11 protein-coding genes are annotated in these 13,611 nt (G+C 46.9%); 8 read left to right on the top strand and 3 right to left on the bottom strand.

All coding sequences use genetic code 11. From position 1 onward, the window contains the following. Positions 1 to 21: 21 nt before the first annotated feature. Positions 22 to 2,160, bottom strand: coding sequence for a winged helix-turn-helix domain-containing protein (locus tag J2W69_RS14740; RefSeq protein ID WP_310279863.1), 2,139 nt, complete (start codon positions 2,158 to 2,160; stop codon positions 22 to 24). A gap of 188 nt (positions 2,161 to 2,348) precedes the next feature. Between J2W69_RS14740 and J2W69_RS14735 the strand changes: the two genes are divergently transcribed. Next, complete coding sequence (locus J2W69_RS14735; protein ID WP_310279861.1) at positions 2,349 to 3,383, top strand: serine hydrolase domain-containing protein; 1,035 nt, start codon at positions 2,349 to 2,351, stop codon at positions 3,381 to 3,383. Between the two features lie 9 nt (positions 3,384 to 3,392). After that, positions 3,393 to 4,421 (top strand): alpha/beta fold hydrolase, encoded by a 1,029-nt coding sequence (locus J2W69_RS14730; RefSeq protein WP_310279859.1) that lies wholly within the window; start codon positions 3,393 to 3,395, stop codon positions 4,419 to 4,421. Positions 4,422 to 4,505: 84 nt separating this feature from the next. Here the strand turns inward: J2W69_RS14730 and rne are convergent, their stop codons facing one another. Beyond that, a complete protein-coding gene (gene rne / locus J2W69_RS14725; protein WP_310279857.1) occupies positions 4,506 to 7,745 on the bottom strand; it encodes a ribonuclease E in 3,240 nt (1,079 codons plus the stop codon). Positions 7,746 to 8,360: 615 nt separating this feature from the next. Between rne and rluC the strand changes: the two genes are divergently transcribed. Further along, on the top strand, positions 8,361 to 9,320 hold the full coding sequence (gene rluC / locus J2W69_RS14720; RefSeq protein ID WP_008898939.1) for a 23S rRNA pseudouridine(955/2504/2580) synthase RluC: 960 nt from the start codon (positions 8,361 to 8,363) through the stop codon (positions 9,318 to 9,320). Next, a complete protein-coding gene (locus J2W69_RS14715; RefSeq protein ID WP_310279854.1) occupies positions 9,320 to 9,967 on the top strand; it encodes an HAD family hydrolase in 648 nt (215 codons plus the stop codon). Before rluC ends, J2W69_RS14715 begins: the two co-directional genes overlap by 1 nt. Before the next feature lie 52 nt (positions 9,968 to 10,019). Here J2W69_RS14715 and J2W69_RS14710 read toward each other — a convergent pair whose 3' ends face one another. Beyond that, complete coding sequence (locus J2W69_RS14710) at positions 10,020 to 10,613, bottom strand: Maf family protein (RefSeq protein ID WP_310279852.1); 594 nt, start codon at positions 10,611 to 10,613, stop codon at positions 10,020 to 10,022. Positions 10,614 to 10,879: 266 nt separating this feature from the next. Between J2W69_RS14710 and yceD the strand changes: the two genes are divergently transcribed. Genes yceD through J2W69_RS14690 form a run of 4 tightly spaced genes read left to right on the top strand, consistent with a single transcriptional unit; the run spans position 10,880 to position 13,607 of the window. Then, positions 10,880 to 11,407 (top strand): 23S rRNA accumulation protein YceD, encoded by a 528-nt coding sequence (gene yceD, locus J2W69_RS14705; protein WP_310279850.1) that lies wholly within the window; start codon positions 10,880 to 10,882, stop codon positions 11,405 to 11,407. Positions 11,408 to 11,426: 19 nt separating this feature from the next. Beyond that, on the top strand, positions 11,427 to 11,594 hold the full coding sequence (gene rpmF / locus J2W69_RS14700; RefSeq protein ID WP_008898943.1) for a 50S ribosomal protein L32: 168 nt from the start codon (positions 11,427 to 11,429) through the stop codon (positions 11,592 to 11,594). Positions 11,595 to 11,600: 6 nt separating this feature from the next. Beyond that, on the top strand, positions 11,601 to 12,641 hold the full coding sequence (gene plsX / locus J2W69_RS14695; protein WP_310279846.1) for a phosphate acyltransferase PlsX: 1,041 nt from the start codon (positions 11,601 to 11,603) through the stop codon (positions 12,639 to 12,641). A 6-nt stretch (positions 12,642 to 12,647) separates the two neighbouring features. Further along, positions 12,648 to 13,607, top strand: a complete 960-nt coding sequence (locus J2W69_RS14690) for a beta-ketoacyl-ACP synthase III (RefSeq protein ID WP_310279844.1) — start codon at positions 12,648 to 12,650, stop codon at positions 13,605 to 13,607. The last annotated feature ends 4 nt before the right edge of the window (positions 13,608 to 13,611 follow it).

Raw genomic sequence — 13,611 nt, 5'->3', positions numbered from 1 at the left:
GATAAGCCTGCCTTAGAGTTTTTACTTTTTACCGCCAGCAGGCACCAGCTTATAAATATCGCCTTTGGGCAAGCCTGCTTTGACATAAAACAGCTGCTGGTTTTCAATAGCGTAATGATGGACAAAACGTTCTGGTGTTGCCAGCAGCAGGCTGTTTTCCGTGCTTTGCAGCTGGTACTGCCGTATGCCCTGATCCGGCTGGTAATAATAAATCTGCCCTTGCGACAAGCTCCAGTTTAGCCAGTTGATTTTGTTAAAGTCGGCGATCAGTACCTGTTCTTCTCCAGTGGTTAAATCCAGCTGAAATAAACCGTCCTGATGAAACTTGCTGAAATACAGCTGCCCCTGCAGCAGATAACCGCTGTAGCCACCCTGAGTCGTCAGTTGAGTGGTGGCAGCGGTGTTTAAATCCAGTTGCCATAATTGCCAGTCACCACTTTGTTGACTGCTGTAGATAATGCCTGAACCATCCGCTATCCAGTTGGCCACTTCCACCTGATGTTCAGGCGCTATCAATACCCGCTGCTGGCCAGAAGCTACAGTAAGTTGCCATAAGGCGCCATCTTTGCTGAAAATTAACGACTCGCCATCCGGTGACCACTGCAGGCGCACAAAAGCGGGGACGCCAGGTAAATCCGCCAACAGGTATTCGTTTTGGTCAACAGGCTGCAACCAGATCTGATCTTTACCATGACGCTGGCTTAAAAATGCTAAATCGCCTTTGTGATTCACCCTCGGCATACGGTCAATTTTACTGCTGCCTATACGGATCCTGGCTTTATTGGTGCTCAAATCATGTTGCCAGATATCAGCGTCCAGCTCGTAGTCAGCGTAGTAGATCTGCTGTTGAACTACCGCCAGAGACTGCACAGTGCGGCCCGTATAAAATAAAAACTCCAGCTGGTCTGTGTCGAAACTGTATTGCAGTAATTCAGCGCCTTTGCTCAGTAACAACTGATTGCCTAACCAGTCTATCTGCGTGGCTTGCAGCGGCAGAATTTTTTGCTGTAACACCACAAAGCTGCTGCTGTCGAGGATCAACAGCAAAGTCTGCTGATTTTCCAGATAACGTAAAACCGCCAGCTTTTTGCCATCATCGGACTCAGCAAAAGCTAACTCGCCGGTTGGGCTTTCTGAACTGAGCGGATTGGTGATCTGCTGTTTGGCTGTAGTATCCAAACGATAATGGCTCAAGGCATAAGGTTGGGTTTTGTCTGCTCTGTCACGCAGATAAAAACCCTTGCTGTTGTTTTGCCAACTAAGTTTTACCACTGCATCTGTATTGCACAGGGCTACTGTTTTTTTCTGCTCTGGCTTGGCTAGTAAAAACCATTCGACAACACAGCCTTGCGGATTTTGTTTTACCCATAAAATTTGCAAAGCATCAGGGCTTAATGCTGCGGTGCTAATGTCATTGTCTTCGGATAACAGCTGTAGTTGGTCTTTACCCTGCTGTAACAGCAGCTGTTTTTCTTCTGCCTGTGAAGAGAAGTAAAGCAGCACAGAGCCATCCGCACTGAGGCTGAGATCATACTCAACCCCCTGAGCATGGCTGACGGGTACTGGCGCTGTCATATAAGGTGTAGTCAGTTGCTCTGGCGCAGGCGCTAAAGTAATAAAAAACCACCAGACAAAAAATAGCAAAGGGCATGCCCAAAGTAAGCCTAATCCCAATTTGGTTTTAAAGCCGGAGCTTTTCACTGCTGCTACTGCAGGTGCTGGTGTTTGAGTTGTGATGGCTGGTTCCGTTACCGGATCAACCTTCTGCTGTTGTGGCGTTTCTGCGGTCAGAGTCTGACAAAGCCGATAGCCAACTTTAGGCAGGGTTTCAATATAAGGGCTTGCCGGGTCAAGTTGAGCAAAGGCTTTTCGTAATAAAGACACTGACTTGTTAATAGCGCTTTCGCTGACCACACGACCAGCCCATAGCTGTTCAATCATTTGATCGCGGCTCAGTTGGCCTTGGTCTGCTGCAATAAAAAGCGACAATAGCTGATAGGCCTGAGGCTCCAGGTACAAAGTTTCTGTCGCCGAGCTTAGCTCACGGCTGTTGGGATCAAAGGTCAGTTGACCAATCAAAAATCGCTGTTGGGTGTGTTGTTCAGGCATATCAGAAAAAGTCCGGAAAGAAGCTTTGGCCAAGGCTAAGCTTTTTATCATAAAAATAGCTTTCGCTGTTGTATTTGCTATCACTTTCTACGGTGAAACCCACTTTAAATCAAAAGAATGGCTCAGATCTTTGTTTGCTTGTCGCAGTCAAAATAAATAAAGCTGCTGCTGGTTACAAAGGTAGCAGCAGAGGTTAGACTTGGGCCTTATTTTAAGACTGGTGATAGGTTCAGTCACTTATGTTTAAGCTTTGCTATTTGCCTTTTTTAGTTTTTTCAGGCTGTACAGCGGCCACTGCATCGGCATTATCTGACAGAGATTTTGGTATTTTAACCGCTCAAATCCAGCAGAAAGTTGCAGGCCGACCTGCTTTTCAGGGGGCTGCTTTGTTAATGCGTGGCAACGAAGTACTGTGGCAGTATCAGCAGGGGCGCTTTACACAAAAGAATACACAAGAGCTGTCACAAGGCCCGTCTTTTGATCAACAGAGCACATTTTTTGTTGGCTCCATCAGTAAAACTCTGGCCGCCATGTTAGTGATGCAACAAGTACAATCTGGTGCTATCGATTTGCAGGCACCGGTAAAACGCTATTTGCCTGAACTGAAACAACCATGGGCTGCGTCAGTGCGGGTTGCTGATTTACTCAGTCATACTTCGGGTTTGGTTGATAGCGACACTCAACAAAACTATGGCTCCTTTCGATATAACAATTTAAATTTTCAACTGCTGGGACAAATTCTGACGGCTGTCACAAAGCGTCCTTATGCTGAATTAGCAGCGCAATTGTTGCAACAATGCCAGATGCACAGCTCGGGTTTTGCGGACAAGGCAGACAGGGTCAGTCAGGGCTGGTATGAAGAGCAGGGGCAGTTAAAAGCCATCACAGCTTTTATGCCGGTTGAAGCAGAGCCCAGTGGTGGCCTGATTGCATCCGCCGCTGATATTGCCGTATTGCCTTTGTGTATGCAGCAACAGCTGAACAAAACCAGTCTGCAGCAAATGACCACCCCGCGGGTAGTACGCCAGCACAGGTGGGGAGAAGTGCATTACGGTTATGGAGTGCAAATCACACAAACTGTGGCAGGTGTTGAATGGAGCCATGGCGGTTATATTCCGGGTTTTGTCTCGGTATTTAATTATTTTCCTCAACATCAACTGAGCTTAGTGGTGCTGGAAAATCAAGCGCTGAACTCAGCAGATTTAGCCAGAGCTGCTTATTATCATGACAAGTTAAGAGGCTCAGTCATTCAGATCCTGAGCCAGAGTAAATAAGGACAAGGCATGAAATTTTATTACTCATTAATAGCCGCAGCACTGCTATCAGGCTTCAGTACCACAGAGGTCAAAGCTGCGGATAATTTTGCAGTTCTGTATCAGCAGCAAGTCCAACCCTTTTGGCAGACTGTGACGCCACAACAGCTGAAGTTGTCTGATGGCACTGGCTTACATTACGTATTGATTAGACCGGAACAGGTGAAAGCTACAGTAGTGGTGGTGAATGGCCGCACTGAGTCTTATCTGAAGTATCAGGAACTGGCTTATCAGTTGACAGAGCAAGGTTATCAGGTATTGATGTTTGATCACAGAGGACAGGGTTTATCGGCTCGTTTAACCGACAACCCACACAAGGGTCATATCGAAGATTTTCAGCAGTATATTGATGATATGCACCAGCTTATCAGTCAGGTTGCTCAGACTGAACAGCAATTGCCTCTGTATTTGTTAGGCCACTCCATGGGGGGAGCTATCAGCACTTTGTATTTGCAGCAGTACCCTGAACTATTTCAAAAAGCAGCTTTGTCAGCGCCTATGCACGGTATCAATGGCAAGCTGGCTTATGACGAGTGGGATGCCTGTCGTCTGGCTTCCACAGTCACGCTGTTTTCGACAGAAGGTTATGCAGGCTTTGCTGATAAAGCTTATGCCGCAGCACCTTTTGAAGGCAATGAGTTAACAGGTTCAAAAGAGCGTTATCAGTGGATGCAAAGGTTGTATCAGGATTATCCACAGATCCAGTTAGGTGGAGCCACCTGGGGTTGGCTGGAGCAAGCTTGTGCTGTGTTACCCCAAATGCAACAGCAGGCGGATAAGATCAACATTCCTTTGCTGGTTATGCAGGCAGAGCTGGACACTATAGTCTCAGCAGCTGCACAGCAAGAGTTTTGCACTGTATTAGCAGAGAACCCAAATTCAGGTTGTGTCGGTGGTTTGCAGCTGATCAAAGGCGCTAAACATGAGTTGCTGTTTGAACAGGATGACATTCGTAAGCAAGTGCTTGATAAAGTACTGACGCACTTTGCATCAGAATAAAACGCTTGGCGGCTGATATAGAGCCAGCATAAAGCAAACAAAAAGGCCACCTTGCGGTGGCCTCTCTTTTGGCTTTCTATCAGCTTATTCAGCTGAACCAGGTTTTGTCATAGGAGCAACACTCATCTGACGGGCAGAGGCTGAGCCGCCTGGACGTTCTGAGCTGATGACCAGTGGTCGTTCACTGTTATCCATAGCTGCGGTTTGAGCTGTAGTTTCTACAGTTGCCACAGTTTCAGTTTTGGCTACTGGTTTGGTCATATCAGCAGTCACCATTTTGGCGTATCTGTTACCAGCAACAACCGGAGCTTTCACTTCAGCAACTACCTTTTTCACAGGCGCTTTGCGTGTACGGGCTTTTGGTGCTTCTTCAACGACTGGCGCAGGTTCAGCAGCAACTGGTGTTGCTTCAACGACAGCCGCAGGTTCAACAGCAACAGGTGTTGCTTCAACGACAGCCGCAGGTTCAACAGCAACAGGTGTTGCTTCAACGACAGCCGCAGGTTCAACAGCAACAGGTGTTGCTTCAACGATAGCCGCAGGTTCAACAGCAACTGGAGTTGCTTCAACTACAACAGCTGGTTCAGCAGCAACTGGAGTTGCTTCAACGACAGGAGCTGGTTCAGCAGCAACTGGTGTTGCTTCAGCGACAGCTGCAGGTTCAGCAGTGACTGGTGTAGCTTCTACTACAACAGCTGGTTCAGCAGCAACTGGTGTTGCTTCAACTACAGGAGTAGGTTCAACAGCAGCAGTTTCAGTGACTGTTTCAGTAATAGGCAGGTCCAATTGCTGTTCAGTGCTTAGGGTAGCGTCCTGATCTTCAGGGTAACGGGCAGCTAAAGCTTCTTCAGCTTCCTGATCCTGTTGCTCTTTTTTACGTTTCTGACCAGCAGCACGTAAATGACGAGGAGAACGACGGCTGCGGCTGCGACCTTCAGCGGCTTCTTTTTCCGCATCAGTGCTTTCAACAGCATCAGTATCAACAGTTTCAGCTTCAACAGCATCTGCCTGAACAGGTACTTCAGTCACTGCAACAGTTTCGTTAACTGGCGCTGCTACTGCAATTTCCGCTACCGCAGTGTCGATGGCTACAGGTGCAACTACCGCAGTTTCAACAACAGGAGTGGCTGCAACTGCTGCGGTTTCAACGGCCACTGCACCTGCTGCAACGCCTTCTTTTTCATGACGCACAGACTTGCGCATCTGACGGCGTTGACGGCGCTCAACAATTTTAGTGCTGTGCTCTTCGTCATTTTCTACGGCTTTGACCGGAGCTGGACGTTCTGATACAGGTTTTTTCTGTTCCGGACGTTCAGTACGTTCTGGTCTTTCGGCGCGCTCTGGTCGCTCAGTTCGTTCTGTACGCTCTCCACGTTCCGGGCGTTCACCACGTTCCTGACGAGGTTTATCCTGTCTTGGCGCTCGTTGTTCCGTAGTACGTTCAGCAGTGCGCTCAGCTTTCGCTGGAGTAGCGTTGTCGTCTTTTGCAACTTTTTCATCCCCTTCCTGACGGCGGCGATTTTTGTTGTTACGACGTCTGTTGTTATCACGGTTATTCGTGCGGCGTGGTGCTTCTTCTACTTTTTTCTCCGGAGCAGGTGCTGCAGCGAATAAAGATTTAAACCAACCCACTACAGAATCAACCAGGCCTGGGCCTGCATCTTTTACTTCAGCCACTTCAACTTTACGAGCAGTAGCTACAGCTGGTGCAGCAGCTGCTGAGGCCGAAGCTTCAGCCATATTAATAGCAGATACGGCTGGCTTTTCTTTGACGTTTTCGCCGATAGGGTGATAGACAGCACTGCCAATAGCAGGAGCTTTCACCATGTTGTAGCTGGACTCTTCAATTTCTTCGTCGATACGGATGCGCGTCACTTCATAGTTTGGCGTTTCCATATGTTCGTTAGGAATGATGTAAATCCGGATACCGTGACGGCTTTCAATACGACGCACTGAATCACGTTTTTCATTCATCAGGTAAGTAGCAACAGAGACCGGCACCTGAGCATGAATTTGACTGGTGTTGTCTTTAATAGCTTCTTCTTCGATTAAACGTAAAATCGACAGAGCGGAAGACTCAGTGCTGCGAATAGTACCGCGGCCATGACAACGTGGACAAACATGAGTTGCAGATTCGCCCAGTGACGGACGTAAACGCTGACGTGACATTTCCAGTAAACCAAAACGTGAAATGCGGCCAATCTGCACGCGGGCACGGTCTTGTTTTACGGCGTCTTTTAAGCGGTTTTCTACTTCACGTTGATGACGCACCGGCGTCATGTCGATGAAGTCGATCACAATCAAACCACCTAAGTCACGTAAACGTAACTGACGGGCAATTTCATCGGCTGCTTCTAAGTTGGTATTAAAGGCTGTTTCTTCGATATCACCGCCTTTAGTTGCTTTTGACGAGTTGATGTCAATGGCAGTTAAAGCTTCAGTACTGTCGATAACAATTGATCCACCAGAAGGTAAACGCACTTCACGACGGAAAGCGGATTCAATCTGAGTTTCAATCTGGAAGTGCATAAAGAGTGGCACTTCGCCCTGATACATTTTGACACGGTGGGCAAAATCAGGACGGAACTGCTGAATATAAACTTTGGCTTCTTCGAAAATGCGTGGATTGTCGATCAGTATTTCGCCGACATCACGGCGCAGATAATCACGGATAGCACGGAAGACCACGTTGCTTTCCTGATGGATCAGAAATGGAGCAGGGCGGTTTTGGGCTTCGTGAGTAATAGCAGACCAGTGTTTTAATAAGGCTTTTAAGTCGTAATCCAGCTCTTCGTGCGATTTACCCACACCAGCGGTACGAACAATTAAACCCATGCCGTCTGGCAGTTGTAATTGGTCTAGCGAGTCTTTTAAATCCTGACGCTCGTCACCTTCAATACGACGGGAAATACCACCGGCACGAGGATTGTTAGGCATCAGCACTAAATAAGAACCAGCTAAAGAGATAAATGTGGTTAAGGCTGCGCCTTTTTGGCCACGTTCTTCTTTATCGATCTGGATAATAACTTCCTGACCTTCTTTAACTACTTCTTTAATATTGGGGCGACCGTCAAAGGTATAACCGGCTGGGAAATATTCGCGGGAGATTTCTTTCAGAGGTAAAAAGCCATGGCGTTCAGCACCATAATCAACAAAAGCAGCTTCCAGACTGGGCTCAACCCGGGTGATTTTTCCTTTGTAGATATTTGCTTTTTTCTGTTCGTGTCCCGGGCTTTCAATATCCAGGTCGTATAATTTCTGTCCATCGACAAGTGCTACGCGGATTTCTTCTTCCTGCGTGGCGTTAATTAACATTCTTTTCATTGTTTTGTGACTCTGTTACATAGGCCACAACGCAACGACATCCTGCGTCCGCGTTTCAGATGGTCAAACATATCAATGCTGCAGTCTCTCGACTGGGAATGCTTGAGCTAACTCATTTTATACTTTTGCGGGCTACTGTTACCTGGAGTTGACTGCTTTTGCTCTGCCTGTTTAGTGGGTTATGAGCCCAACCTGGTTTGCGTGCTTGTCGACTTAATTTAACTTAAACCTGCTTCAGTATATTTTGTGCCGCTTTGTCAGGGCCGCACTTAAATGTTTTTTGCTGTGATCTGACACAGAGATCGCGCGATACCGCGCTGCGTTGTCGCAATTTTTTTTTGCCTAAGTGACCGGAAGCTGTGTTTTGTCTCTGTCAGCAATAAATTACGCAGCATTACTTCAGACAAATAGCGTTATTCTCGCCCGCAGAGTATAAATACGTTGGTTTTCCCAACGAATTCGGTATGATCTGCCTCCCGAACGGTGCCTCACATTTTCTCTTACGTCACTTTGAGCGCCCTAATTGCCATTTTTGGCATAATTAGCCCGGTAATTATCCCACTAATTAGCGAACAATAGCAACTTAATTTAAGCTTAGCAGAGTAACTGAAACGCATGACTGAAAATATCAAAACTCCGGTGCAATATATTGATGTAGAAGAAGATTATTCCGGTCAACGCATAGATAACTTCTTAATGGCACGGCTGAAGACCGTACCAAAGAGTGTGATTTATAGGGTTTTGCGCAAAGGTGAAGTGCGGGTTAATAAAAAAAGAATAAAACCTGAATACAAACTGCAAGCCGGTGATCAGGTGCGGGTGCCTCCGCTTATTGTTCACGACGAGCCGGAAAAAGAGCCTGTGTCGACAGGTCTTTCTATGGTGAAAAACCTCGAAAGCCATATTATTTTTGAAGACAACGACTTAATAGTTCTGAATAAACCCACAGGCATGGCAGTGCATGGTGGCAGCGGTTTATCTTTTGGAGTGATTGAAGCATTAAGGGCCTTACGTCCGACAGCCCGTCATCTGGAATTGGTGCATCGTTTAGACCGTGATACCTCAGGTTGTTTACTGATCGCAAAAAAACGTTCTGTGCTGACCAATCTGCATGAACAGCTGCGCTTAAAAACAGTAGAGAAAAAATACTGGGCTTTAGTGGCAGGGCAGTGGGACAGCAAAATCAAAAAGGTGACAGAGCCGCTACGCAAAAACACCTTACAAAGTGGTGAACGAGTGGTGCGTGTTGATGAAGCTTTAGGTAAGCCTTCGGAAACCCGCTTTAAAATTCTGCAGCGTTATGAAGAAGGCACCTTAGTGGAAGCTTTCCCTGTGACAGGCCGTACTCACCAAATTCGGGTGCATACCGCCTGTAAAGGTCATGCTATTGCTTGTGATGATAAATACGGTGATAACGAATTTACCTCACAAATGCAGAAACTGGGTTTAAACCGTTTGTATTTACATGCCAAAACTTTGTCTTTTACCCATCCGGGCACAGGCGAGACCTTAACTTGTGAAGCGCCTTTGGATAAAGCATTAAGCAGCGTGCTTGAAAAACTGAAGAGAAAGTAATGAGTTCGGACATCGCTTTAGTAGTATTTGACTGGGACGGCACAGTGATGGACTCAGTGGGCCGTATTGTCTCCTCAATGCGTTCTGCTGCAGAATTGTCTGGTTTAGTGGTGCCAACAGAACATCAGGTGAAACAAATTATTGGTCTGAGCCTGGACCCTGTGTTTGATATTTTATTTCCGGGTATCAATGCGACAGAGCGCCAGACCGTATTTGAGCATTACCGTGACCAGTATTTATCGCATGAGCATCCGCCCACCCCTTTATTTGCAGGTGCAGAGCAGGTGATGCGGGAGCTACAGCAACAAGGCGTTTTGTTGGCGGTGGCGACAGGCAAAGCCCGTAAAGGCTTAAAGCGTATGTTTGAAGAAACAGGTTTAGAGTCTTACTTCAGCACCAGCCGCTGCGCCGATGAAGCAGAGTCTAAGCCCAGCCCTGATATGCTGAAGCAAATTCTGGCAGAACTTAAGTTACCCGCTCACCGCGCTATTATGGTGGGGGACACTATTCACGACATGGCAATGGCGCAAGCCATAGAGATGCCACGTATTGGGGTCACTTATGGCGTGCATGGCAGGGAAGAGCTAAGCCGTTATCAGCCCAAGGCTATTATTGATTCGCTGCCAGAGCTGTTAAAAGCGCTTTGATCTTACGTTTTATGGAGGGGCAGGGTTTATCCCTGCCCGTCACAGGTTCAAGTCAGGGCTGGGTCAGCAAATCCCTGCCTTCATTTCTAAGCATCTCAAGCAAACGAATCAACGGCAGGCCTATTAAGCTGTTTGGGTCATCGCCTTCGAGCTTTTCGAATAAACTGATGCCCAGACCTTCGCTTTTAAAACTACCGGCACAGTTCAGTGGCTGCTCTCTCTCTATATAAGCAAGAATGTCTGCATCCGTCAGTTGACGAAAATGCACTTTAAAAGGCTCAACACAAAGCTGATGCTGTTTTGTCTGTGCATTGACCAGAGCTAGGCCGGTTAAAAAGGTGACACAATGGCCGCTGAAGCTTTTTAATTGTTTATAGGCATTTTCCGCGGTATGAGGTTTACCGAGGATTTGACCGTTAAATACTGCCACCTGGTCTGAGCCTATGACTAACCCTTCAGTTAAGCTGTTTGCCACAGCTTGCGCTTTTAATACAGCTAAGCGGCTGACCAGTTGCTTCGGTGTTTCGCCTGGCAGGGCGGTTTCGTCCACTTCAGGTTTTGCGGTAGAAAAGTTCGGTGTAAGTTTTTCCAATAAAGCCTTACGATACACAGATGTAGAGGCTAAATATAAAGCTTTGGTTGACATAAAAGCACCTCGTTGGGACAATGCGCCGCACTATACCCTTCCTACCTGAAGTTGCAACTTTGTTGACTGCACTTTTTCGCCCCAATCACATAGTTTATCTATGCTCATGGGGTCTCAAAAGCTTGTCGTCGCGCTGCAACATCAGTTACTTTGGGTAGATTAAGCCAGAACGGCCGTCAGAACAGCGGTTTAGGTGGGAATAATTAACAAAAAAGAGGCAGGAATCCTTTGACAGCTTTAGCCTCGATCTATATGATGCGCGCCTTATGCAAAAGGTAAAAATTCCAATTACCCTTGATCCAACCCGAGCTGCGCAGAAACGTGCAACCTTTGATGGTATAGTTCCTCTGGTTACTTTAACCAGATTAACTGACTCGTTAGTAAGTTCTGAGGGTGATGTAGAGGTAGTAGTAAATTGCGGAACTGATGAACAGGGTTTGGTCTTCATTGAAGCTCAGGCTCGTTGTCAGGTACAAGTGAAGTGTGAACGCTGTAGCGAACACATGAACCTGGAACTGAACACCAGTTTTGCATACACTCCGATAAGGAGTGACAAAGATTCGGCTCATGACGATATTCCAGAGCGCTACGAAGTGGTCGAAAAAAACGAACACGGCGAAGTTAACTTGAGGCAATTGGTTGAGGACGAATTAATTCTGGCTTTACCCTTGTTTCCGATGCACGACGAAGGATCTTGTGATCCAACCAAAGTGCAGATGAGCTGGGGAGTAATAGAACCAGAACCAGAAAAACCGAACCCATTTGCAATATTGCAAGAATTGAAGAAAAAATAGTTTTTTTAGGAGAAAGGCAATGGCTGTACAGCAAAACAAAAAATCTCGTGCAAGACGTGACATGCGTCGTTCTCATGATGCGTTGACTGGGCCAACGCTGTCTGTAGACGCAACTTCAGGTGAGACGCACCGTCGTCACCACATCACTGAAGATGGTTACTACAAAGGTCGTAAAGTAATTAAGTAAGGTTGGATGCACTCGTTGCAACCACTACGACTTAAAATAGCTTTAGACATGATGGGGGGCGACCATGGCCCCCAATCAACTATTCCTGCAGCTATAGAAGCGCTGTGCGAACTTCCCCATGTAGATTTAGTCCTCTGCGGCGATTCTGACATTCTTACCCATGACTTAGAACAGGCCGGATATTTAAATCATCCTCAGCTTTCTGTTCAGCATGCTTCCCAAACTGTTCTGATGACCGACAAACCTTCTGTGGCTTTGCGCAATAAGCGCCAGTCGTCGATGCGTATTGCTCTGGATTTAGTCGAACAAAACAAAGTGGCTGCTTGTGTCAGTGCCGGTAATACCGGGGCTTTGATTGCTATGGCGCATTTTGTGCTGAAGATGCTCAATGGCGTTGAACGTCCTGCTCTCATCAGTGCTTTACCTTCTACTGTCGGCAGTCCGGTCTTTATGCTGGATTTAGGCGCAACGGTTAATTGTGATTCAGACACCTTATTCCAGTTTGCCGTGATGGGCGCTGTAATGGCTGAAGAGGTGGAAGGCATAGTCAAACCCAAAGTAGCTTTGCTGAACATGGGTGAAGAAGAAATCAAAGGCTCGGACCAAATCAAACGCACCTCCTTACTCTTATCTGAATGTGCGGATATCAATTACATTGGCTATATCGAAGGCAATGACATTTTTTCCGGCAAAGCTGACGTCATTGTTTGTGATGGTTTTGTTGGCAATGTAGCGCTGAAAACCTGTGAAGGTGTGGCGAAACTTATCTTAAAACGCTTAGAAACTGCACTGAAAAACTCCATGTCTGCTCAACTTTTCGGCTGGTTAATCAAACCTTTCCTGAAAAGTATCTCTTTAGGCGTGAACCCCGACCAGTATAACGGGGCAAGTCTGATAGGATTGCGCGGAATTGTAGTGAAAAGTCATGGAAATGCGACAAAAGAAGCATTTCTTAGTGCCATCCGTCAGGCCGTGCGCGAGGTTGAACGCCAGGTGCCGGTGAAGATCAAAGACAGGCTGGAACACGTATTAATTGACAAAGCGTAGGGCTCAATGTATTCACGCATTATTGGAACCGGAAGTTACTTTCCGTCTCAGGTCAGAACCAATGCTGATCTCGAAACCATGGTTGAAACCACAGACGAGTGGATCATCGAACGTACTGGTATCAAAGAACGCCGCATTATAGCTGACAACGAAACTGTCGCTACTATGGGGGCTCAGGCTGCACTCAAAGCTATTGAAGCGGCTGGCATTGAAAAAAACTCCATCGATATGATCATCATGGCTACCACCAGCGCTTCCCGTGCTCTGCCAAGTGCAGCCTGTGAAGTGCAGCGTGAGCTGGATATTCCGGGCATTCCGGCTTTTGACGTAGCCGCCGCCTGTGCTGGTTTTTGTTATGCTTTAAGTATTGCCGATCAGTATGTAAAAAGTGGCATGGCAAAACGAATACTGGTGATAGGGGCAGATTGTTTATCGCGTTTAATGAGCCCTGAAGATCGCAGCATGGTGATTTTATTTGGTGATGCTGCAGGCGCTGTGGTTTTAGAAGCATCTTCCGAGCCAGGTATTTTATCCACTCATATTCATGCTGACGGTAAACACTCCGAATTATTGTATGTCGACAATCCAATCCGTGGTGTAGAAGCTTCAGTGCACAGCTCCTGGGGCGCAATGAAAGGCAATGAAGTCTTTAAAGTTGCAGTCACCCGTTTATCTGAAGTGGTGGAACAAACTCTAGCCGCCAACAACATGGATAAATCCCAAATCGACTGGTTAGTGCCGCATCAGGCCAACCTGCGCATTATCTCCGCTGTAGCCCGTAAACTGGATATGTCGATGGATCAGGTGGTGATTAACCTGGACCGATACGGCAATACCTCAGCTGCGACTGTGCCTACAGCTTTAGATGAAGCTGTGCGTGATGGTCGTATTCAGCGTGGACAAACTATATTGCTCGAAGCATTTGGCAGCGGTTTTGCCTGGGCTTCTGCTTTAATACGTTATTAACTAT

The sequence above is a fragment of the Rheinheimera soli genome (assembly GCF_031457405.1).
GTDB classification, from domain to species: Bacteria; Pseudomonadota; Gammaproteobacteria; order Enterobacterales; family Alteromonadaceae; genus Pararheinheimera; species Pararheinheimera soli_A.
Note: the sequence above shows the minus strand (reverse complement) of the source record. Positions and strands in the feature narration are given on the sequence as shown.

Excerpts from the sequence above, each read along its gene's own strand:
- rpmF (WP_008898943.1), top strand. The coding sequence starts at position 11,427 with ATGGCTGTACAGCAAAACAAAAAATCTCGTGCAAGACGTGACATGCGT.
- J2W69_RS14710 (WP_310279852.1), bottom strand. The coding sequence starts at position 10,613 with ATGTCAACCAAAGCTTTATATTTAGCCTCTACATCTGTGTATCGTAAG.
- plsX (WP_310279846.1), top strand. The coding sequence starts at position 11,601 with ATGCACTCGTTGCAACCACTACGACTTAAAATAGCTTTAGACATGATG.
- J2W69_RS14740 (WP_310279863.1), bottom strand. The coding sequence starts at position 2,160 with ATGATAAAAAGCTTAGCCTTGGCCAAAGCTTCTTTCCGGACTTTTTCT.
- J2W69_RS14690 (WP_310279844.1), top strand. The coding sequence starts at position 12,648 with ATGTATTCACGCATTATTGGAACCGGAAGTTACTTTCCGTCTCAGGTC.
- rluC (WP_008898939.1), top strand. The coding sequence starts at position 8,361 with ATGACTGAAAATATCAAAACTCCGGTGCAATATATTGATGTAGAAGAA.
- yceD (WP_310279850.1), top strand. The coding sequence starts at position 10,880 with ATGCAAAAGGTAAAAATTCCAATTACCCTTGATCCAACCCGAGCTGCG.
- J2W69_RS14730 (WP_310279859.1), top strand. The coding sequence starts at position 3,393 with ATGAAATTTTATTACTCATTAATAGCCGCAGCACTGCTATCAGGCTTC.
- J2W69_RS14715 (WP_310279854.1), top strand. The coding sequence starts at position 9,320 with ATGAGTTCGGACATCGCTTTAGTAGTATTTGACTGGGACGGCACAGTG.
- rne (WP_310279857.1), bottom strand. The coding sequence starts at position 7,745 with ATGAAAAGAATGTTAATTAACGCCACGCAGGAAGAAGAAATCCGCGTA.
- J2W69_RS14735 (WP_310279861.1), top strand. The coding sequence starts at position 2,349 with ATGTTTAAGCTTTGCTATTTGCCTTTTTTAGTTTTTTCAGGCTGTACA.